This is a genomic window from Polynucleobacter sp. HIN11 (assembly GCF_030297675.1).
Classification (GTDB): domain Bacteria; phylum Pseudomonadota; class Gammaproteobacteria; order Burkholderiales; family Burkholderiaceae; genus Polynucleobacter.
Genome location: NZ_AP028142.1, coordinates 569943 through 591600, shown reverse-complemented (window position 1 = coordinate 591600; position 21658 = coordinate 569943). Strand labels below are relative to the sequence as shown.

General features: G+C 48.4%; 23 protein-coding genes. 7 read left to right on the top strand and 16 right to left on the bottom strand.

Going from position 1 to position 21658, the window contains the following annotated elements:
- The first annotated feature begins 92 nt into the window (after positions 1-92).
- Positions 93-719: a cysteine dioxygenase family protein gene (locus tag QUE60_RS03085; RefSeq protein ID WP_286227214.1), complete on the top strand. Its 627-nt coding sequence runs from the start codon at positions 93-95 to the stop codon at positions 717-719.
- On the opposite strand, the gene QUE60_RS03080 is transcribed toward QUE60_RS03085, so the two are convergent.
- Genes QUE60_RS03080 through QUE60_RS03065 form a run of 4 tightly spaced genes read right to left on the bottom strand, consistent with a single transcriptional unit; the run spans position 716 to position 4586 of the window.
- Positions 716-2044 carry an NAD(P)/FAD-dependent oxidoreductase gene (locus tag QUE60_RS03080; RefSeq protein WP_286227213.1) on the bottom strand — a complete coding sequence of 443 codons (1329 nt, stop codon included), beginning with the start codon at positions 2042-2044 and terminating at the stop codon, positions 716-718. The two genes, QUE60_RS03085 and QUE60_RS03080, sit on opposite strands and share 4 nt — an antisense overlap.
- A gap of 35 nt (positions 2045-2079) precedes the next feature.
- The gene (locus QUE60_RS03075; protein WP_286227212.1) at positions 2080-2853 is read right to left on the bottom strand and encodes a 3-hydroxybutyrate dehydrogenase; all 774 of its coding nucleotides are present in this window, start codon (positions 2851-2853) and stop codon (positions 2080-2082) included.
- Positions 2854-2892: 39 nt separating this feature from the next.
- Positions 2893-3393 carry a YqaA family protein gene (locus QUE60_RS03070; RefSeq protein WP_286227211.1) on the bottom strand — a complete coding sequence of 167 codons (501 nt, stop codon included), beginning with the start codon at positions 3391-3393 and terminating at the stop codon, positions 2893-2895.
- Positions 3393-4586 (bottom strand): CaiB/BaiF CoA transferase family protein, encoded by a 1194-nt coding sequence (locus QUE60_RS03065; RefSeq protein ID WP_286227210.1) that lies wholly within the window; start codon positions 4584-4586, stop codon positions 3393-3395. Before QUE60_RS03065 ends, QUE60_RS03070 begins: the two co-directional genes overlap by 1 nt.
- A 75-nt stretch (positions 4587-4661) precedes the next feature.
- On the opposite strand from QUE60_RS03065, the gene QUE60_RS03060 reads away from it, so the two are divergent.
- Genes QUE60_RS03060 through QUE60_RS03050 form a run of 3 tightly spaced genes read left to right on the top strand, consistent with a single transcriptional unit; the run spans position 4662 to position 8109 of the window.
- A complete protein-coding gene (locus QUE60_RS03060) occupies positions 4662-5756 on the top strand; it encodes a choloylglycine hydrolase family protein (protein ID WP_286227209.1) in 1095 nt (364 codons plus the stop codon).
- 2 nt (positions 5757-5758) lie between these two features.
- Positions 5759-6928, top strand: a complete 1170-nt coding sequence (locus QUE60_RS03055) for an acyl-CoA dehydrogenase family protein (protein WP_286227208.1) — start codon at positions 5759-5761, stop codon at positions 6926-6928.
- 2 nt (positions 6929-6930) lie between these two features.
- A complete protein-coding gene (locus QUE60_RS03050; RefSeq protein WP_286227477.1) occupies positions 6931-8109 on the top strand; it encodes a CaiB/BaiF CoA transferase family protein in 1179 nt (392 codons plus the stop codon).
- On the opposite strand, the gene cls is transcribed toward QUE60_RS03050, so the two are convergent.
- Genes cls through QUE60_RS03030 form a run of 4 tightly spaced genes read right to left on the bottom strand, consistent with a single transcriptional unit; the run spans position 8106 to position 11083 of the window.
- Positions 8106-9575, bottom strand: a complete 1470-nt coding sequence (gene cls, locus QUE60_RS03045; protein WP_286227207.1) for a cardiolipin synthase — start codon at positions 9573-9575, stop codon at positions 8106-8108. The two genes, QUE60_RS03050 and cls, sit on opposite strands and share 4 nt — an antisense overlap.
- Position 9576: 1 nt before the next feature.
- Positions 9577-10356: an endonuclease/exonuclease/phosphatase family protein gene (locus QUE60_RS03040; RefSeq protein ID WP_286227206.1), complete on the bottom strand. Its 780-nt coding sequence runs from the start codon at positions 10354-10356 to the stop codon at positions 9577-9579.
- Positions 10322-10516, bottom strand: coding sequence for a (2Fe-2S)-binding protein (locus QUE60_RS03035; RefSeq protein ID WP_286227205.1), 195 nt, complete (start codon positions 10514-10516; stop codon positions 10322-10324). Before QUE60_RS03035 ends, QUE60_RS03040 begins: the two co-directional genes overlap by 35 nt.
- Before the next feature lie 18 nt (positions 10517-10534).
- Entirely contained in the window at positions 10535-11083 is a 549-nt protein-coding gene (locus QUE60_RS03030; protein WP_286227204.1) for an LOG family protein, read from the bottom strand.
- 77 nt (positions 11084-11160) lie between these two features.
- Between QUE60_RS03030 and QUE60_RS03025 the strand changes: the two genes are divergently transcribed.
- The 3 genes from QUE60_RS03025 to QUE60_RS03015 are packed head-to-tail and all read left to right on the top strand — an operon-like array spanning position 11161 to position 13192.
- A complete protein-coding gene (locus QUE60_RS03025; RefSeq protein ID WP_286227203.1) occupies positions 11161-11856 on the top strand; it encodes an ABC transporter permease in 696 nt (231 codons plus the stop codon).
- The gene (locus QUE60_RS03020; protein WP_286227202.1) at positions 11849-12538 is read left to right on the top strand and encodes an ATP-binding cassette domain-containing protein; all 690 of its coding nucleotides are present in this window, start codon (positions 11849-11851) and stop codon (positions 12536-12538) included. Before QUE60_RS03025 ends, QUE60_RS03020 begins: the two co-directional genes overlap by 8 nt.
- A gap of 27 nt (positions 12539-12565) precedes the next feature.
- The gene (locus QUE60_RS03015) at positions 12566-13192 is read left to right on the top strand and encodes a YbhB/YbcL family Raf kinase inhibitor-like protein (RefSeq protein ID WP_286227201.1); all 627 of its coding nucleotides are present in this window, start codon (positions 12566-12568) and stop codon (positions 13190-13192) included.
- Between the two features lie 45 nt (positions 13193-13237).
- Here the strand turns inward: QUE60_RS03015 and QUE60_RS03010 are convergent, their stop codons facing one another.
- The 8 genes from QUE60_RS03010 to QUE60_RS02975 form a co-directional block, all read right to left on the bottom strand.
- Positions 13238-13531: a hypothetical protein gene (locus QUE60_RS03010; RefSeq protein WP_286227200.1), complete on the bottom strand. Its 294-nt coding sequence runs from the start codon at positions 13529-13531 to the stop codon at positions 13238-13240.
- 5 nt (positions 13532-13536) lie between these two features.
- Positions 13537-14574 carry a formate dehydrogenase subunit gamma gene (locus QUE60_RS03005; protein ID WP_286227199.1) on the bottom strand — a complete coding sequence of 346 codons (1038 nt, stop codon included), beginning with the start codon at positions 14572-14574 and terminating at the stop codon, positions 13537-13539.
- Between the two features lie 48 nt (positions 14575-14622).
- Positions 14623-14847 (bottom strand): hypothetical protein, encoded by a 225-nt coding sequence (locus QUE60_RS03000; protein WP_286227198.1) that lies wholly within the window; start codon positions 14845-14847, stop codon positions 14623-14625.
- Positions 14844-15494 (bottom strand): formate dehydrogenase FDH3 subunit beta, encoded by a 651-nt coding sequence (fdh3B, locus tag QUE60_RS02995; RefSeq protein ID WP_286227197.1) that lies wholly within the window; start codon positions 15492-15494, stop codon positions 14844-14846. Before fdh3B ends, QUE60_RS03000 begins: the two co-directional genes overlap by 4 nt.
- Before the next feature lie 28 nt (positions 15495-15522).
- Complete coding sequence (locus QUE60_RS02990; RefSeq protein ID WP_286227196.1) at positions 15523-18501, bottom strand: formate dehydrogenase subunit alpha; 2979 nt, start codon at positions 18499-18501, stop codon at positions 15523-15525.
- A gap of 54 nt (positions 18502-18555) precedes the next feature.
- Entirely contained in the window at positions 18556-18777 is a 222-nt protein-coding gene (locus QUE60_RS02985) for a formate dehydrogenase (protein WP_108508114.1), read from the bottom strand.
- Between the two features lie 142 nt (positions 18778-18919).
- The gene (locus tag QUE60_RS02980) at positions 18920-19555 is read right to left on the bottom strand and encodes a TorD/DmsD family molecular chaperone (protein ID WP_286227195.1); all 636 of its coding nucleotides are present in this window, start codon (positions 19553-19555) and stop codon (positions 18920-18922) included.
- Between the two features lie 5 nt (positions 19556-19560).
- Positions 19561-21654, bottom strand: coding sequence for a 4Fe-4S binding protein (locus QUE60_RS02975; protein ID WP_286227194.1), 2094 nt, complete (start codon positions 21652-21654; stop codon positions 19561-19563).
- Positions 21655-21658 lie beyond the last annotated feature (4 nt).

Sequence of the window (21658 nt, the reverse complement as noted above, 5' to 3'; positions counted from 1 at the left end):
CTAAAGCTTAAGAATAGAATATTGATATTTTAAGGGTCTTTGCCGATTACTGCTTGCTGGGGAAACCCCCAAAGTATTCATATAATGGACATATGACAAATCCTGCTCTGACCGATCAAATCGCCCCCTTACGGCATTTTGTGGCTCAAATGACCCAATTAGTCGACCAGAGTCAAGCTGAAGATATTGTTCGCCCCAGAGCCAAAGCACTATTACAAGAGTTAATTAAGACTGATGATTGGCTGCCGGATTTTTGTGCCGTTCCTCATCCCCAGTATTATCAGCAATACTTGCTACACGCAGACCCACTGGAGCGATTCTCGGTCGTCAGTTTTGTTTGGGGCCCAGGCCAAGCCACTCCAATTCATGATCACATGGTCTGGGGTCTAATTGGCATGTTGCGGGGCTGTGAAAAAGGTCAACGCTATGCCCGTAATGCTTCTGGCCAATTAGAGGCTATCGGTCACGAAGAGATGCTTTTACCTGGTGATGTCGATGAAGTCAGTCCCAGCATTGGCGATATTCATATTGTGAAGAATGCCTTTGACGACAAACCCTCAATCAGCATCCATGTTTATGGTGGCAACATTGGGGCTGTGAAGCGCCATGTTTACGACCTACAAACAGGATCTGTCAAAAACTTTGTTTCAGGTTACTCATCGTCGCAGATCCCTAATCTGTGGGATCGATCCGCTCAAGTTCGCTCCGAACTCAATTAATGTAATTTAACGTGGGGCTCGGTGCGGCGCGTGATCATACGTGCTAAGGTATCGAGACTCACTTTGGCCCAGCCATGCAATGCTAGCTCATGCATTTTGTACAAGGACAAATACATCAGCTTGGCGAAGACACCTTCGATCATGAGGTTGCCACCAATAAGGCCGCCCATCATGTTGCCAACGGTGCTGTACTTTCCTAAAGACACTAAGGATCCAAAATCACGGTAGCGGTATGGTTTCAGGGGCTTATTTTCAAGACGCAATTGGATTTGCTTAAATAAATGTGAAGCTTGTTGATGGGCTGCTTGGGCTCGCGGCGGCACAAAGCCGCCCTGTCCCTCATTTGCTTCCGGCCAAGGGCATGCCGCACAATCGCCCATGGCGAAGATATCAGGATCGCGCGTAGTTTGAAGCGTAGGCAACACCACGAGCTGATTAATCCGGTTTGTTTCCAAACCGGCAATGTCTTTTAAGAAATCAGGCGCCTTGACGCCGGCTGCCCAAACAATCAATTCAGCGGGCAAACTCGTGTTATCACTAAACTGCACCTCTTTTGGAAACACCCGCGCTACTTTCTTATTCGTAATGACCTCAACACCCATCTTTTGCAATAAGGCTTGAGTTGCATTTGATAGGCGCGCCGGTAAGGCCGGTAAGATTCGGGGGGCCGCCTCGATTACGCTTACCTTTAAATCCTTATTAGGATCTACCCGATCAAGACCGTAGGAAACAACTTCGCGAGTAGTGCGATGCAGCTCGGCAGCGAGCTCGACGCCTGTTGCCCCCGCTCCAATAATGGCCACGTGTAATTGATCGGGCGATAGTGGATTACTTTGTGCCTGCGCCCGAATAATCGCATTAAGCATTTGATGATGAAAGTTTTTGGCATCGTCTTGAGATTCTAGGCGCAAGGCATATTCTTCGACACCAGGTGTGGCAAAGTCATTGCTGAGACTTCCAATGCTCATGACGAGAACATCATAAGGAATTGAGCGTTGCGGGGTAATTTCAGTTCCCAGATGATCCTTATATGGCGCAACAATCACCTCTTTACGCTCGCGATCCAAACCAATCATCTCACCAATCCGATAGGTAAAGTGATGCCAGTGAGCTTGAGCAATATAATCAACTTCATGGTCGCCCAAATCCATACTGCCAGCCGCAATCTCATGGAGTTTTGGTTTCCAAATATGCGTACGATTCTTATCAATCAAGGTAATGGAATAACGACCGGGCTTTCCTTTGCGGGGGCCAAATCGATCACCCAGACGAGTGGCTAGCTCTAGCCCTCCTGCCCCACCACCTACAATGACAATTCGTTGCATGACGAAGTTCTTCTTATTTTGATTAGAGTGATTAATTATTGTGCCGTCCAACCGCCATCCATATTCCATGCGACGCCACGAACCTCTGACGCATCCGGTCCGCATAGAAATACTGCCAGGGCAGCCAGTTGCTCTGGTTTCACAAACTCACCAGATGGTTGCTTCTCAGAAACCAGTGCTAATTTGGCTGCGTCATTGGAAATCTTCTCGCGCTCAGCGCGTGCATCGACTTGCTTTTGAACAAGGGGGGTTAACACCCAGCCCGGGCAAATTGCGTTACAAGTCACTCCCGTACGCGCAGTCTCTAGTGCAACCACCTTAGTTAAGCCTACGATGCCGTGCTTTGCTGCTACATATGCTGCTTTTTGAATTGAAGCCACAAGACCATGAACTGAGGCAATGTTAATAATGCGACCCCAATTACGCTCTTTCATTCCTGGAAGCGCTAAGCGCGTGGCATGAAACGCGGAACTCAAGTTAATTGCAATCACCGCATCCCAACGCTCTGCTGGAAAATCTTCCACACTTGCGACATGCTGAATCCCCGCATTATTAATGAGCACATCAATCGCCCCAAAGCGTTTTTCGGTAGCAGCAATCATCTGTGTAATCTCATCGGGCTTACTCATGTCGGCACCGTGATAATCCACCTCAACGCCATAAGCCTTGACCTCGGCAATCGCAGCATCTTTCTCACCAAAGCCATTCATCATCACATTGGCGCCTTGGGCAGCCATGGCCTTCGCCATCGCCAGTCCAATACCGCTGGTTGAACCTGTTACTAAAGCGGTTTTTCCTTTTAAATGCATCCTGAGGCCCTCGTTTAAACCATTAAAACAACTATCTTCTCATAGACCTATGAGTCGGCCCAATTCTTGCCAAAAGGACTTGGGTATGGAAGTCAGCAACCACGTTAAGGTCATGTAACGAAGTAATTTACCAATTGCCATGTAGATTAAACATGGTAGCCATTTCAGACGCAACCAGCCAGCCACGACACACAAAGGATCACCAATGATTGGTAACCACGAAAGGAGCAGCATCGGGGGGCCACGTTTCTCAAGCCATGCCTGCGCACGTGAATGGGTTTTTCCTCGCAATGATTCATAGGTATTTCGTGCGAGTAAACCCAGCCACCAATTAATCATGCCGCCCAGGGTATTGCCCAGGGTTGCCACACCAATTGCCAACCAATAATCCCCAGGATTTAAGCTGACGTATGCAAACAAAACGGGTTCTGAGCCCATCGGGATTAGCGTGGCGGATACTGCTGCCACAATGAATACCGCTGGTAGACCCACGGTGGGCATACCAAACCAATCCATTACCGAATGAATAAGCGCTTCCATTACTGTAGTACGCCAGCGTCCTTCAAGGTCTGAATCTGCTCGGCAGTAAATCCGTGCTTCATGAGAACCGATTCAGTATGCTCGCCAAGTGTCGGTGCGCGATGCCGAATTTCCCCAGGATTTTGGGAGAGCTTCGGAATGATGCCCGGCATCTCCACTTTTAAACCGTCTGCACTCTCAATAGTTTCAATCACACCGCGCGCACGGTAGTGGGGATCCTCCGCAATATCTTTCGCACTATAGATACGCCCAGCGGGAACAGAAATACTCTGCAGAGCAGCCAGAATCTCCTCAAGGGTTCGTTGGCACGTCCATTGCCCGATCGCCTGATCAATGGCGTCGGCATGTTTAGCCCTTCCATCGTTACGCGCGAGTTCAGGATCATTACCCAAATCATTACGCCCCATCAAATCCATTAAGCGCTTAAATAATGAATCCCCATTCGCAGCAATTAGTACGTATTGGCCATCAAGGCAAGGATAGGCATTCGATGGAGCAATGCCTGGCAAAGCCCCTCCTGCTGGTTGACGGATTGCACCAAAGACGCTGTATTCCGGCAAGAGGCTCTCGGTCAAATTAAAAACCGCTTCGTAGAGTGCCACATCGATCATCTGCCCTTGACCACCCCTGGCATCGCGTTCATAGAGTGCCAGCAAAACACCAAGGGCGCCATGCAAGCCAGCAATCGTGTCACCGAGCGATAAGCCCGCGCGGGCCGGCACCTGCCCGGGATGTCCAGTTAAATATCGCAATCCAGCGGTTGCTTCCGCAATGGCGGCAAAGCCAGGCTCATCCCGACGCGGTCCGTCTTGTCCGTAGCCAGAAACACGCAACATGATCAATTTCGGATTAAGCGCATGTAGCGCATCCCAACCCATGCCCCATTTCTCCATGGTACCGGGTCGAAAGTTTTCAATCAGAACATCAGCGTCTTGCGCTAAACGTCGCACAATATCCTGACCCTCTGCTTGGCGCAGATCAATGCAAATCGATTGCTTGTTGCGCGACTGGGCTTGCCACCAGACTGAGGTTCCCTCATGTAGCATGCGCCACTTGCGTAATGGGTCACCCTCTTCTGGCGACTCGACTTTAATAATCTCTGCCCCAAAGTCCGCCAAAGTCTTGGCTGCAAAGGGGCCCGCAATTAATTGGCCAAGCTCTAGAACACGAATACCGGAGAGGATTTGTTGCATGGCAATCGGCCCCACTATTTAAGAAAGTATCTAGATTAAACTACAAGATTACTAAATTTGAGTTGGAGAATGTGCATGAAAAAATGGTTGGCTGGTCTCACGCTACTTAGTTTTTTCCATAGTTCGTTTGCTTGCACTGCTGTGAATATTCAGGCTAAAGACGGTACTGTGATCGCTGGTCGCACTATGGAGTGGGCCTTTGATATGAAATGGACCATCAATAGCATCCCGCAAGGAACTAAATTTCGCACCACGGCCCCCGAGAATCTCAAGTTACCCCCGATCCAGTTCATTACCAAATATGCTGTTATCGGAATCTCCCCTGGAATCTTGCCAGGCGCACCTGCCCTGCTCGAGGGTCAAAATAGTGCGGGCTTAGGTATGAGTGGCAACTTCTTGCCAGGATTTACGGAGTACCAAACTGTTACTGCTAAAGATTTGGACTATGTCTCGATTCTGGATTTTGGGACGCTTGCTTTGGGTATGTTTGCCAATGTCGCCGAATTACGTAAAGAGATTCCACGCTTCAAAGTTTGGTATGACTCAAGCCTACCTTCAGGCCCAACACCCCCCTGGTTACATTTTGTATTCACCGATCGCACTGGCGCCAGCATCGTAATCGAGTTCGTTAAAGGTCAAATGCGCATCCACGAAAATGTCGCAAACGTATTAACCAACTCCCCAACCTACGATTGGCACATCACGAATGCTCGAAATTACATTAACTTGACCAATTTCGCTCGCAGCGCAGTCACCGTGAATGGCCAAAATGTTACGGAGCTTGGTCAAGGTGGTGGACTAATGGGCTTGCCTGCAGATTACACCCCACCCTCCCGATTTATTCGGGCAGCGTACTTGCGCCAACTCGCTACACCTCCAAATAATCGGGCTGAGAGCGTACAGCTCACTGGTCATATTTTGAACAATGTGGATATTCCGATTGGGGTAGCTGCATCCAAAGATGGTGAAAAAGTTGTCTCGGATTACACCCAGTGGGTCAACATCAAAGATCTTAATAACCAACAATGGCACATTTCAAATTATGCAAATCGCACCAGTTATGTCACCTTGGATCTCAAAAAGATTTTTGATAGCAATAAATCTGGAGCCTGGCCAGTAGATCAGCTCCCCTATCAAACCATCGACATCACCAACAAACTACTGAATTAATCATGACATTTAGCATTCCAAAGCCAGACCAATATCAGGAGATGCGCGAAGCGCTTCGCGATCTTTGCTCGCGTTATGACTCTGCCTATTGGCAAAAAGTTGATCATGAACGCGGCTATCCTGAAGCATTTGTTAAAGCGATGACCGATGCAGGTTGGTTAGCAGCGTTAATCCCAGAAGAATATGGCGGCTCGGGCCTTGGACTTGCTGAGGCCTCCGTCATCATGGAAGAAATCAATCTCTCTGGGGGCAATGCTGGCTCGTGCCATGGTCAGATGTACAACATGGGCACCCTGCTACGTCACGGCTCTGAGCAACAGAAGCAACAGTATTTGCCGAAGATTGCCTCGGGTGAATGGCGACTGCAAAGCATGGCAGTGACTGAGCCCACCACTGGAACCGATACGACCAAATTAAAGACCACAGCCACCAAAAAGGGTGATCGCTACATCATTAATGGCCAAAAAGTCTGGATCTCGCGTATTCAGCATTCAGATTTAATGATTTTGTTAGCGCGCACCACGTCACTTTCGGAGGTCAAGAAAAAGTCTGAGGGCATGTCGATCTTCATTGTGAATCTCCATGAGGCCTTAGGTAAAGGGATGGAAGTGCGTCCCATCGCAAACATGGTCAATCACGAAACCAATGAGGTCTTCTTTGACCAGTTAGAGATTCCTGCGGAGAACTTAATTGGCGCTGAGGGTCTAGGCTTTAAATACATTTTGGATGGCTTAAACGCCGAACGCACCCTAATCGCAGCCGAATGCATTGGAGATGCTTATTGGTTTATTGAGCGCGCGCGTCGCTACGCTACTGAGCGCGTGGTCTTTGATCGCCCCATTGGCATGAACCAAGGTATTCAATTTCCGATTGCGGATAGTTACATCGAGACCGAGGCAGCCAACTTAATGCGCTTTAAGGCCTGCGAGCTATTTGATCGTCAAGAACCCTGTGGGGCTGAGTCCAATATGGCTAAGTATTTAGCAGCTAAGGCATCCTGGGAAGCTGCCAATGTTTGCTTACAAACGCATGGGGGCTTTGGCTTTGCTTGCGAATATGATGTCGAACGTAAGTTCAGAGAGACGAGACTCTATCAAGTCGCCCCAATCTCGACCAACCTAATCTACTCCTATGTGGCCGAGCATTTGCTTGGCTTACCACGCTCTTTCTAGTGATGCGGCCCCTAGACGGAATTACGGTCGTTGCGCTCGAGCACGTCATTGCGGCACCTTTTGCTACGCGTCAATTAGCCGATCTTGGTGCGCGCGTCATCAAGATTGAACGTCCCGGCGCAGGTGACTTTGCTCGTAACTACGATCAACGCGCCAAAGGGATGTCCTCCCATTTCACATGGGTGAATCGCTCCAAAGAAAGTTTGACCCTTGATCTCAAACAGGACTCTGCGCTTGCTATCCTGCATCAATTACTAGAGACCGCCGATGTGTTTGTCCAAAACCTCGCACCGGGCGCAGCGGCCCGGATGGGCCTCACCGCACAAGCACTCCAAGCAAACAATCCTAAATTAATTTATTGCAATCTCTCGGGCTATGGTGAGAATGGGCCGTATCGGGATAAAAAAGCCTATGACCTATTGATTCAGAGTGAAGCGGGACTCTTATCCATTACGGGCACACCTGATACTCCTAGCAAGGTTGGTATTTCGATTGCAGATATTGCGGCAGGTATGTATACCTATACCAATATTTTGGCAGCGCTACTCCAGCGACAAAAGACGGGCAAAGGATCAGTGATCGACGTTTCCATGCTAGAAGCGCTTGGAGAGTGGATGGGCTACCCAATGTATTACAGCATGGATGGCGCCGCTCCTCCACCGCGCACTGGTGCCTCCCACGCTACGATCTTTCCCTACGGTCCTTATTTGGCTGGCGATGGCAAAACGATTATGTTAGGTCTTCAAAATGAGCGGGAGTGGGCTTTATTTTGCGAGAAAGTACTCTTGCAACCCGAACTGGCGACTGATCCACGTTTTGACAAGAACTTCAAACGCAATGAGAACCGTATGGAACTCAATGCGATTATCTTGAAGATCTTCTCTGCAATGACCAGCGAACAGGTTTTGGCCAAACTCGAGGAGGCTCAGATTGCCAATGCCTCTCTAAATGATATGCATCAGTTTTGGGATCATCCACAATTGCATGCACGCGGACGTTGGCAGTCGGTGGAGTCCCCCAATGGTCCAATACCCGCCCTATTACCCCCAGGCATCAATACTGCTTATGAATATCGCATGGACAAAATACCGGCGGTTGGTGAACATACCGAGGCAATCCTAAAAGAACTAGGGCGCCCTGAGGAATCGATCCAGCAGCTAAAAAAATCTGGAGCGATTTAAAGCAATGGTGAGGCCAGGTGTGCTGTGTTCTCTAGCAGTCTTCGCCACCGTGGGCGTCGCTCCCAGCCGATCCGAGTAATGATCTGTGAGCGCTTTAGATAACTGTTGGTTAACTCTTTGAGTTGAGCGCAGAAGGTTTGGTCATACACAATGAGGCTGATCTCGAAATTAAGGCGTAAGCTGCGCTGATCAAAGTTCACCGATCCAAAAATAGCAATCCGTTCATCAATTAATAGGCTCTTCGTGTGTAATAAGCCTCCCTTAAACTCGGCGATCTCGACACCCGCACCGAGTAGGGTGCTATAAAAACTCCGACTACTCCAGGCAACCAAGGTTGAATCATTTAAGCGCGGCACGATTAGCTTAACTTTCACTCCACGGTGAACAGCAGCCATTAATGCTTGTACTAGACCCTCATCCGGCACAAAGTATGGGGTAGTGATCACCAGCTCTTGACGTGCGTCTAATACGGCAGATAGCAAAACTTGATACAGGATATCGTCTCGATAGACTGGTCCCGATGAAAACTCCTGAGCTAAAGCCTTACCAGCAGGCTTTTTATTGAGACCGTCGCGATCGCTAAAGTGCATCACCCTTGGGTTATCAACGCTCCAATCGTATGAAAAGGTGAGCTCAAACTGAGAAACAACCGGCCCCTGAATACGAACCATGGCATCGACCCACTCCCCAACCCCAGAGTCCTGCTTAAAGGTTCGGGGATCAACTAAATTCATGCTGCCAGTCCATGCTGTCTCACCATCAATGATGAATATCTTACGATGCAAGCGCAGATCAGCGCGCCGAAACTGAAAACGACCAAACTGAATCGGTAAAGCTTCGGTCACCTCAATCTTGGCTTTTGCAAAATGCTTAGGCCAAGCTGATTTAAACCAGCTAGAACTTCCTAATGAATCAAGCAAAACACGGCACTTCACTCCGCGCTTGGATGCAGCAATCAGGGCCTCCCCCACTCGGTCAGCATCACCACCTAATGACCAAATGTAAAACTCCATGTGGATTGATTGTTGGGCGCGATTGATCTCATCGATAAAGTGCTGCAGGATCTCCAGCGAGTTGGTAAACAGTTCGATCTGGTTACCAGCTGCTACTGGCGTGCCGTTCTTAGCCTGCGCAAGTAAGCTGATCGCATGCGCATCCGGATGCAAAAGAGCGCGATCGGGCTCATGCAATAGGCGCATTGCCTTACTAATTTTGGCGTACTCCTTTTCCATACGAATGATCTTGCTTGTGAGTGTTCGGCCAACGGGCCGCTCACCAATTGTCAAATATAGAATCAGGCCGATGATTGGGAAGGAAACAATAATCAGTAGCCAAGAGACTGCCACACCCACCGGGCGGCGAACCCAGATAATCCGCAGGAAAAATAAGATTGCAATCACAACGTGCAGGATCACAAACCATGGGACGTGATAGCCAAAAATGGTGCCGGTGAAGAGGTGCATCATATTAGTGACTTAACTCCGCATATACAGCCAAATGATCCGATAATTTTGACCATTCGGTTAATACCTGTGCCTTCTGAATCTTTAGGCCGCGTACGTAGATACGATCCATCGCTAACATCGGCTTCGCACTTGGGAAGGTTTTAGCAGGGGCACCATACAAACTCTCAAACGCATCCACAAAGCCAGCCTCACTCATCGGCTCACTTGCAGAATTACGCCAGTCATTAAAGTCACCAGCAATGATGCTAGGCTCGTGCTTTGATAGAACCTCGATTTGCTGCAAGATCGCATCCACTTGACGCTCGCGTCCACGTTGCAATAAGGCAAGGTGTACACAAAAACAATGAATGGGCGGACCCTCTGCTAATTGAATGGTGGAATGCAAGAGACCGCGACGTTCAAACCGGTAGGCTGAGATATCGTAATTATTTCCTTTGTGCAATGGAAACTTGGAAAGAATGGCATTGCCATGATGACCATGTCGATATTCGGCATTTTTTCCATAATGCCAATCCGCATAAAATCCATCAGCCAGAAAATGGGTGATCTCCTGTTTCGGCCAGGTGGATATACGCTTCTGTCGACGAATATTCTCTTGTTGTAGTTCTTGAATAAAGATTAAATCTGGATGCTGTGATCTTAAACGCTGTCGCAAGCGATAAACGGTCGAGTCAATTTTTAATGGTGACATCCCTTTATGCATATTAATCGTGACTACCCGCAAGCCAGGGGCAGGTTGGATTGCACTAGGATGAATGTTGCTGGCGTCGAATGCGCGCATGATAAATTTCAGTTTGAACGAGCTCTTCGCATTGCATGCACTTATTACAAATTGATGCCTCTTGGCGCAACTCCTCGATGGAGTTAATTTCATGAGTTGCCAAGTACTCTCGCAAATCCTCGTCCCAAATTTGGTTGCATAAACAAATGACATCCGCCATGGCATTCATGATACCGAATTACTGCGCTTTCAATTGGAGAAATGCAATTGCCTCAGGGATTGTATTTACAACCTTGATGTAGCTGAAATGACGCTCGATTAAAAAGCCATCATCAAACTGTTGTTGAGTAAATTGAAGCAACAAGTCATAAAAACCATTTAGGTTCACAATCAGGATTGGCTTGCTATACGCCTTGACATGATTACCAGTCCACACCTCAAACAATTCCTCGATCGTACCAATACCGCCTGGTAGAACCACAAATACATCGGAGAGCTCAATCATCATCTCTTTGCGGGCAACCATACTTTCTACGACGTAAAGCTCCGCCAAATTTTCAATCACAGCCTCTGCCTCAGTCAAAAAACTGGGGATAATGCCAATTACATTGCCATGGGATGCCAAAGCACCTCGGGCGAGCTCGCCCATTAGGCCTCCCCCGCCACCCCCAAAGACAAGTCGCCAGCCATGCTTAGCAATTTCAGAGCCCAATTGGCTGCTAGCAGTCGACCAGCCAGGATTAGAGCCAGGGCGTGATCCGCAAAATACACAAACAGTAATTGACATTACATCATTGTGCCACCGAGACTTGGGGAGCATTGATTGTTAGAATCCAATGATCCTCTTAACGTAAATTCTTACTGATGAGCTCCACCTTTCTTGATGCCTTTACACTGCTAGCCCATCTCGATGCGGCAATTGTGCGCATTGTCATCACCTCTTTACAGGTGAGTATCACGGCCCTGATATTGGGAACCTTGGTTGGTCTGCCTCTGGGGGCCTGGCTGGCCACTGAGGAGTTTGTAGGTAAACGCGTGGCGATTGTGATTCTCAATAGCATGATGGGCATTCCAACGGTGATTGTGGGTGTCTTGGTGTACTTGATTCTGTCAAGAAGCGGTCCTTTCGGCGAATGGGGCTGGTTATTTACGGTCAAGGGAATGATCGTGGCTCAGTTTTTTATCACCACCCCTTTAATTGCCGCACTTAGCCGCCAATTACTAGAAGATTCCTGGAAGATCCATCGCGATACCTTCATGGCCCTGCGTCTACCCTACTTTGCACGACTTAAGTGGCTCATTTGGGATTGTCGTTTCTCACTCACGATCGCAATTCTGGCTGGTTTTGCCCGGGCGATCTCAGAAGTCGGAGCAGTAATGATTGTGGGCGGCAATATTGATCGAGTAACGCGCACCATGACCACCGCGATTGCGCTTGAGACCAGCAAGGGTGATCTTGCGTTTGCCTTATCTTTAGGAATTGTCCTTCTCGGCATTGTGATAGTGGCAAATATATTCATATTTGTGGTTCGACAAATTGCGGAGCGGCGCTATGGATAAATTGCTTAGCCTGCGCAACGTTGAGGTCATCCGTGATGGGCGTACCATTTTGCAATCAGGCGATGTTGAAATTCCCCTAATAGGTGTTACTGCTCTAATTGGTCCCAATGGCGCTGGGAAAACAACCTTATTACGCTTAATCCATGGCCTAATTGAGCCATCAAAGGGTCAATGCCAACGTCCCTTCACGCCGGAAGAAAGCGCACTGGTGTTTCATTACACCCCCATGCTCAAAGCTACCGTTCGAGAGCATCTCACTCTATTAAGAGATACCCATCGAAGTATTAGCGATCAAGCAATCGATGAGGCCTTGCAATCCATTGGAATTGCTCATTTAGCCAATAATCCTGCCCAAGGCCTCTCCGCCGGGGAGCGTCAAAAACTTTGCTTTGCCCAAGCTCGCTTACAAAACCCCAAATTAGTCCTTCTCGATGAGCCCACCGCCAATCTTGATCCCAATGCCAGTGATGATGTAGAACAGATGATTACTAAGTTGGCCAATGATGGAAAGGCGGTTTTATTGGCATCTCATAATATGGCCCAGGTGAAGCGCCTAGCATCCAATCTCGTCTTCATGCAAGACGGCAAAATCCTAGAAATTACCCATCCCGATGCCTTCTTTAAAAACCCTCAGACCAAAGAGGGTTCCCAGTTTCTTGCTCGCGAATTTATTGCACAATAAGTCAATTATTCAATATTAGGAGACCCTATGCGACTCACCAGTTCAAGTTTTCAAGATGGTGGAGTGATTCCAGGACAGTATGCGTTTTGCATTCCCAATGATCGTGGGCATGTTTGCCTTGGGTCAAATCACAATCCTCATCTGCGGTGGGAGGATATTCCTGCTGGCACGCAATCATTTGCTTTGATTTGCCATGATCCAGACGTTCCATCAAAGCCCGATGACGTCAATCAAGAGGGTAAAACGGTACCCGCATCCCTTCCCCGCATTGATTTCTTTCACTGGGTCATGGTCGATATTCCTAAAACCATTACCGAGATCCCAGCAGGTCACTACTCAACCGAAGTGGTGCCCCGAGGTAAGCCCGGCCCTGGAACCCACCATGGCGCCTTACACGGGATTAATGATTACACCGCCTGGTTCTCAGGTGATACTGAAATGAAGGGCAATTATTTTGGTTACGATGGCCCTTGCCCCCCATGGAATGACAGCATTTGGCACCACTATATTTTTACGGTCTATGCCCTCGATACGCCATCACTTGGTTTAGGCTCTACCTTTGATGGCAAAACCGCACTGGCAGCCCTACAGCGTCATATTTTGGCGAGCGCACAGATCACCGGTCGATACACACTCAATCCCGCCGTCAAATAAAAAATCCCCAAGCATACTTGGGGATTAGTTTAGAGAGTTATCCGGCTATTTTTTGGCAGGAGCCGCTTCAGGCGCAGGTGCAACTGCTGCTGTTGGAGGCGGTACAAATGGGGGTGGCGCGACACATGGAGCAGGATTGGGAGTGCCTGCCGTTTTGTATTTCATGGCCACTGCATTAATCGACTGGCACAACTGATAGTTAGCAACCGTTCCTGCATAGGCAGTTTTTGCTTTAGCAAGAGCAGCTGCCTCAGCTTGCTGTGGAGTTGGGGGTGGTAATGCAGCTAGAGCAACGGTTGATCCGATGACACAGACAGAGCCAACAAGCAAACGTTTCATGTGAATTACCCCTTTCCTAATTTTTTATACCAAAGCTCATGATGCTCTTTAGCCCAGGTCTCATCGCAATATCCTGTTTTCATGGCATCGATTGAACCTTGCATACCAATCGTACCGATGTATATGTGCCCTAGAGCAAGCGCGGTCATCAAAATCGCTCCTACACCATGAATGATGTTGGCAATCTGCATGGTACCGCGCCAGTATTCAATCTGAATAAATGGGACGATCATATCGAGTACCCAACCAGATGCGGATACTGCAGAGCCTAAAATCACCATTCCAACCCAAAACCAGAACTTCTCACCGAAGTTAAAAAATCCAGCAGGGATATGCTTGCCTGAGATTAAACCACCAAATCCAAGCGCCCATGCCATATCGCCCTTCTCAGGAAGGTTTCTGCGGACAAAGAGGATAAAGAACACTACGATACTGACAGTGAATGCGGGACCCACAAAGTTATGCACGTTTTTGCATACCAGTAAGAAGGCTCCGTAGAATGCTGGTCCTGTTAGGGGCAATAAGAAGTACTTACCCCACAAGATCATGATGCCGGTAAACGCCAGAGCAACAAAGGTAAAGGCCATCGTCCAATGAGTGATGCGCTCTAGCAAAGTGAAGCGCTGAATTTTACGTCCAGACATCGGCTCATGCAATTTAATCGTGCCCTTAAAGACGTACATGGCAACAATCCCGCAAAAAGCGATTGTCAGCAACCAAGCCCCGTAAACAGTAATCACTCCATTACGAATCAAACGCCATTCTTGGCCAGTCTTTTGAATTAATACTCCAGCTTCCTTATTCGGAATTGAAACATAGTTCACCGTCTCGCTATTTACAGCTCTCCAAATGGGCGCATTGTTACCTGGCTGATTTTTGCCCGCCTCGATTGCAGCTTGAGAAGTTGCATTTGAGGCTCGGCCAACATCCATAATATTGACCGACTCAACCTTCTGAGGTGTTGGTGATTGGGCAGTTCCTTGCTGAGCAAAACTTAAAGAACTAACTGCAAGGCTTGAAACGACAAGGATGGTTCGAAGCATAGAGCCAAACGATACATTCATTGGTTTATCCCCAAATTGTTTTAATTCTTATTTGATTCTGCTGTATTCAGACTGGAGCTGATTGCGCTTGGTAATCTCGGCATTCCAGCTCGCTTGATCGCCTGGTTTCCAACCTTTCGCCATGAATCCATTATCAGCACCCATGTAAGGTGCGATATCAGGTCGTTTAGACGCTGAGGTACCCACATTTGCCTCGCTACAGCCAACCAGCAAGGCGGTAGCAACCAATGCGCTTGTTATTGCGAATTTCATGATTTACCTCCAGCCGCTGGCTTGGCATCGGGTGTAGGGGCATTGGGTTTGCCGTAGGCCGTTGCCCAACCAAATACATCCGCTCCAGCATTCTTGCCAGCAGCCATCCGCTTCACCACACGGGTTCGGAATACATCGGCAATCACATCGCCATCGCCACCAATCAGTGCTTTAGTTGAGCAAAGCTCTGCGCATAAAGGCAACTTACCTTCAGCTAGACGATTGCGACCATATTTCTCAAACTCAGCCACGCTGCCGTTCTTCTCAGGACCACCGCTACAGAAGGTGCACTTGTCCATCTTTCCGCGTAAGCCAAATACACCAGAGCTTGGGAACTGAGGAGCGCCGAATGGGCAGGCATACGAGCAATAGCCGCATCCAATGCAGGTGTCCTTGTTATGCAATACAACACCCTCATCGGTGCGATAGAAGCAATCCACTGGGCAAACAGCCATACATGGCGCGTCTGCACAATGCATACAGGCGACCGATATGGATTTCTCGGCACCAACGATACCGTCATTAATGGTCACAACCCGTCGGCGATTAACGCCCCAAGGTACCTCATTCTCGTTCTTACAAGCCGTAACGCAACCGTTGCATTCAATACACCGTTCTGCGTCGCAGATAAATTTCATTCTTGCCATAGTTAATCTCCTGACTTTGCGGTGTTAGTTAAGCAGCCTTTTCGATCTGACAGATCGTGGTCTTGGTTTCTTGCATCATGGTGACACGGTCGTATCCGTAGGTAGTCCCGGTATTGACAGCTTCACCACGTACGATTGGATGGGCTCCTTTTGGATAAAAATCGAGCAGATCTTTTCCTTCCCACCATCCTGAGAAGTGGAAGGGTACGAAGGCAGTATCTGGTGCAACGCGTTCAGTTACCAATGCGCGTACCTTGATCTTGGCACCGGTTGGCGATTTCACCCAAACAAAATCCCAGTTTTTGATGCCACGCCGAGCGGCTGCACTTGGATTAATCTCCACGAAGTTCTCTTGCTGCAACTCAGCAAGCCATGGGTTCGAGCGTGTTTCCTCGCCACCGCCTTCGTACTCCACCAATCGACCAGAGGTCAGAATGATGGGGAACTTTTCATAGAGCTTGTCTTCGATTGCTTTGTTTTGAACTGTCTTAAACAAAGTCGGCAAGCGCCAGAAGGTCTTCACGTCATCGTGGGTTGGATACTTAGCGACCATGTCCGGGCGAGTGCTATAGAGCGCTTCGCGGTGAATTGGAACTGCATCAGGGAAGTTCCAAACCACAGCACGGGCTTTGGCATTTCCGAATGGATGACAGCCATGGTTTTTCATGGTGACACGGATGATTCCACCCGAAAGATCTGTCTTCCAGTTCTTTCCTTCAGCGGCTTTTTTCTCATCCTCGGTTAACTCATTCCACCAACCTAATTTTTTCAAGAATACATGATCCACTTCTGGGTAGCCGGTCTTGATATCAGCACCCTTCGAGAATGAACCATCAGCAGCTAAGAGTGACTTACCATCCTTCTCAACACCAAAGTTGGCACGGAAATTACCACCACCATCCATCACATGCTTACTCGTGTCATAAAGGTTGGGTGAACCAGGGTGCTTAAGTGCGGGATTTCCGTAAGCAGGCCATGGCAACCCAAAGTAATCGCCAGCAGTGTCGTATCCAGATACCGGATCCTTACCCCCACGGGAGCGCAGTGTCTTCGGATCGAAGACACTCATCATGCGCATATGGGCCTTAAGGCGCTCAGGTGAGTGACCGGTGTACCCAATCGTCCAAACAGCCTGATTAATCTCGCGCAAGATAGATTCAATTTCAGGCTCTTTCCAGCTCTTGCCTGCAAACTTCGAATCCAGCATCTTATAGTTCTTGGATAGTTCTTTGCCAAAACCTAAGCGATCAGCAAAAGCTTGCATCAGAACATGATCAGGAACCGACTCGAAGAGCGGGTCAATGACCTTTTCGCGCCACTGAATTGAACGATTTGACGCAGTCACTGAACCGCTGCACTCAAATTGAGTGGTAGTTGGCAGTAAGTAAACAGCGCGGTTTTTATTCACCGTACCTCCGGGAGCGGGTGGCATTGCGGCCATTGCAGCCGTAGCACTTGGATAAGGATCCACCACTACCAGCAGATCTAATTTATCCATGGCGCGCTTCATATCCAAACCACGCGTTTGGGAGTTTGGTGCATGACCCCAGAAGAATACGCCCTTCACTGCTGTGGCCTGATCAACCATGTCATCTTTTTCAAGAACAGCATCAATCCAGCGAGAAACGGTAGTGCCTGACTTCTCCATCATATCGGGGGCATAGCGACCTTTGATCCACTCATAGTCAACGCCCCACACTGCAGCGTAGTGTTTCCACGAGCCGGCAGCGAGACCGTAGTAACCAGGCAAAGAATCTGGGTTTGGACCAACATCAGTCGCGCCCTGAACGTTATCGTGGCCACGGAAAATATTTGCGCCACCACCGGATACACCAATATTGCCGAGTGCTAATTGCAAGATACAAGATGCACGAACCATGGCATTACCAATCGTGTGCTGTGTTTGCCCCATGCACCAAACAATCGTTCCTGGACGATTTTTGGCCATGGTTTCTGCAACCTTCTTCACTTGCGCCTCTGGAACTCCGCAAGCTGCTTCGACATTTGCTGGAGTCCATTTCTCCATCACCTCCTTACGAATGTCATCCATCCCAAAGACGCGATCGTTGATATATTTCTTATCTTCCCAACCGTTTTGGAAGATGTGATACAGCACACCAAAGAGGAATGGGATGTCAGTGCCAGAACGAATCCGTACGTACTGATCTGATTTTGCAGCGGTTCGCGTATAGCGTGGATCAACAACGATCACTTTGCAGCCATTCTCTTTCGCATGCAACATATGCAACATGGATACGGGGTGCGCTTCAGCGGCATTCGACCCGATGTACAACGCAGCCTTCGAATTCATCATGTCGTTATAGCTATTGGTCATTGCACCATAACCCCAGGTATTTGCTACACCTGCAACGGTAGTCGAGTGGCAAATACGCGCTTGGTGATCGGTATTGTTCGTACCGTAGAACGATACAAACTTACGGAGCAAATAGGCTTGCTCGTTGTTGTACTTGGATGAGCCGATAAAGAAGATGGAGTCTGGCGTGTACTTTGAACGCAGATCTTTCATCTTGGCGGTAATTTCATCAAGCGCCTGGTCCCAAGAAATTTTCTGGTACTTACCATCCACTAACTTCATGGGAGTACGCAAACGATAGTCACCATGCCCATGCTCACGTAACGCAGCGCCCTTTGCGCATGCGCCACCCATATTGATAGGCGATTCGAACACGGGGTCTTGACGAACCCATACCCCATTTTCAACGGTTGCATCAAACGAGCACCCGACCGAGCAGTGAGTACAGACCGTACGCTTCACTTCAATCTTGCCTTTGCCATCAAGCATCGCCTTAGTCTCAGCCGCATTCGCTTTTTGAAGCATGTTTAATTGAGTAGCGGCAATACCAGCACCAACACCAATACCGGAACGTTTTAAGAACGTACGGCGGTCCATGGTCGGAACGGCTGAACGCAATCCGCGGGATAGACTGCCAATCAGTTGGGACGGAACCCGGCTGGAGGTTGAGGTTGATTTGCGAGTTAGGCTCATGGTGAGACTCCTGCGATAAGCAATAAATAGTTTCGTTCAATAAAAAACGCTCAATTAAACGAGCGTTGTTTGGTAATACTTCTTGATATGAGCAGTTAGGTGATAGCCATCAGGCTTACTGGTGACTGCCTCAGCAACATCCTGAACAATTGCCTGACCAAGCGGTGTTTGAGAAGCAACAGCAGCCGCCCCAACTGTGACTCCCGCACCAATGAAAAATTTACGACGAGATGGTTTGGATTTTTCTTGAGCGTCTACAACTTTTTTGCTATCCATAAATATTCCTTTACACGAATATAGTTGATGCATATCAACACTTTCAGTGTAGAAGAATTGAAATATTTATGTAAGTTTTTGCATGTTTTAGACGCTAGGATTTACCCTTAAATGCAAAAACTATGGTGTCAATTAAATTTGACTAAACCATATCAAAACTTTGACCCTCAATCGCCAAAAACTCTCGGGTCAGCGCCGAGACGGCTTTGTACAAATGGGTTTCCGGATCAGCGTCGATTGCATCGCACAATTCGTCATACCAAGGGCGAATATGATCGTTGAAAAATATTCGCTGATTGGTCAAATTCGCTACCTCCACATCCTCCCCCGCGATGAGGTAACGCATGACCTCAAATAAAGCTGCAATATGATCCTCGGTTTCGGCAACTGAATCAGAGGCCTCCAGTCCAAATTGCAAAAGTGAGCGCCTAATGTCTAGGAGCGGCTTTTCATGTAAATGCCCAGCGAGATAGTAGGAGCCGTATAAAAAAACATTGGGTTTCCCTACCCCCAAAAAACTACTGTCGTATTCTGCTTTCCAATCTGATGCCTTACTATGCTTGGCTGCTTCAACCAAGTTTGCCCAAACGCTGGCTAAGGGCGCTTGATGATCTGGGGAATCTGTATTGTCGGATGCGCTAATTTGATCGAGCAATACTTGATCTGGCGGCTGAAAAAATAAGTTCGCTAGTAAGCCATACAAATCGGCACGCGCCAAGTCTTCAGCGAGACCCTTTTGGCTAAGTTCTGGTGTCTGGGGGGTATTTGCTTCGCTCATGATTTTCACAGTTCTTTTTTCATCATATCCACGACACGGCAATCGCTACACATTTTCAGGCGATTTAAAGCCTCGCCTGAGAAGGCGTGATGGGTACCAATTCGGCCAAGCATCAACTCGACCATCTTCAGGGTTCCAAATGCCTTGCCACAACTGATGCAATGAAACGGCTCGGTTTTATTAAGCAAGACTTTTTGCTTTCGTTGCTCAATCGAACTTAAACGGGGGCTTAAAGTGATTGCGCTCTCTGGACAGGTTTGTTCACAAAGTCCGCATTGCACGCACTGTTTCTCAATAAATGAGAGCTGTGGCTCATCAGGGTTATCTAATAAAGCACCCTCAGGGCATGCCCCCACACAGGACATGCAAAGCGTACATGCATCTTTATTGACCGCGATTGCCCCTAAGGGTGAGTGAGCTGGCAATGGAATACCCTCAGCGGGAAGCACCTGTGGAGCAAATTGCAATAAATGCTCCAGACTCATTTCAAGGGTCTCGCGCTTTTGCATTGCCAACGCAAAGCTGGCTGGAGGTGCCATCAACTTTTGGGCTTTACGGGTGAGTAACTCAGTCATGACCTGATTGACTGCATCAATATCCGAACTTGAGGAGGCCATGATGCAGCGTACTCTCTCGCCAAAGCCTAATGCCTGAGAAATGGAATTCGCTAGATCGGCCTGCTCGGTAAGCGCGCTTCGGTATCCAGGATCTTCATCACCACTCAGCAGTAAAACAACTTCACCGAAACCATACGACAGTGCACCGAACCATAAATCAATCCCAGTTGAAGCGATATGTTCAACAGCAAATGGAATCACAAATGCAGGCAGTCCAACAATCTCTTTTGGTTTCGTGCGGGCAGCACGCCCGAGATTCTCCAAAAGAGTGGTGCCAGCCTGTTGGCTATGTATCAATAAGGTTGGCGCATTCTGACCAGGCTTCGAACTACCAATACCGTTTAAATAGGTTTGTGCCAGTGTTTTGATCTGCCGTCCCTGATACGCGACGCTTGGAAAGTTATAACGCATCGCGCCTGATGGACAAACCGTCGCACAAGCACCACATCCCATACAGAGGTTTGGATTGACCTCTACTTTGCCCTGTCCATCCTTAAACACTGACTGAATTGCCTGCGTTGAACACACATCAATGCATGCGGAGCAACCTACTTTGCCATTACGCCCATGCGCACAAATTTTTTCGGTGTAGACAAAATACTTTGGCTTCTCAAACTCACCAATCATTCCGAGTAATTGACTGGCTGCCAAGGATTGCTCAAATCGATCGGGGCCGGGAGCAAAATATCCCTGAGGTTTTTGACTGATTTGGATGCTAGGGGTGGCCTGTAGATCAAGAATTAAATCAAACTCGCCCTCTCGTGATCGCTCGGCTCGCTCAAAATTTATTGCGCCGATGCCAGCACACGCAGTGACGCAAGCACGATGAGATTTGCATTTATCCAAATCAATCTGAAACGATAAATCGATCGCATTTTCAGGGCATACGGCAACGCATGCTCCACACCGTGTACACATCTCGGGATCAATTGGATTAGTGAGCTCCCATTTGGCAATAAAACGCCCTAGATAGCCTTCAAGACTCGTGATGTTTCCGGTAAATATTGGGTAGCTACGCCCAGTGGGCAAGGTGCCGGCCTCGGTTGACAGGACACTCACTTCTAATGACTGGCCAAGCCGCTGCGCCCAATAGATGGCTTGATCTCCTGGCCCAATGATCAGTACACGTCCATCACTGTGATAGTCAACAATTGGTACCGCATCGGGCTCGGGCAAATCGGTTGCTGAAAGTAAAGCTTTGATCTTTGGGTGTGACTCCTTCGCATCTCTTGACCAACCGGCCATCTCGCGAATATTGACAAACTTAAGGGGCGCAATCAATGGCTTTTCTGCCTGACCAGCAAGCTCAGAAAACAGAGCACGCTCTTGGGTACAAGCGACCACAATCGGCTCAGACTCATTTAGAGCATTTAGAAAATGTCCCACCTCTTGGCGACATAAGGATGTATGAATGGGCATACCCATTTCTTTTGGGTCAAGCGGCATGCTGCGATTGCAATCGCAGACTAATTTTTTACTCATTTTG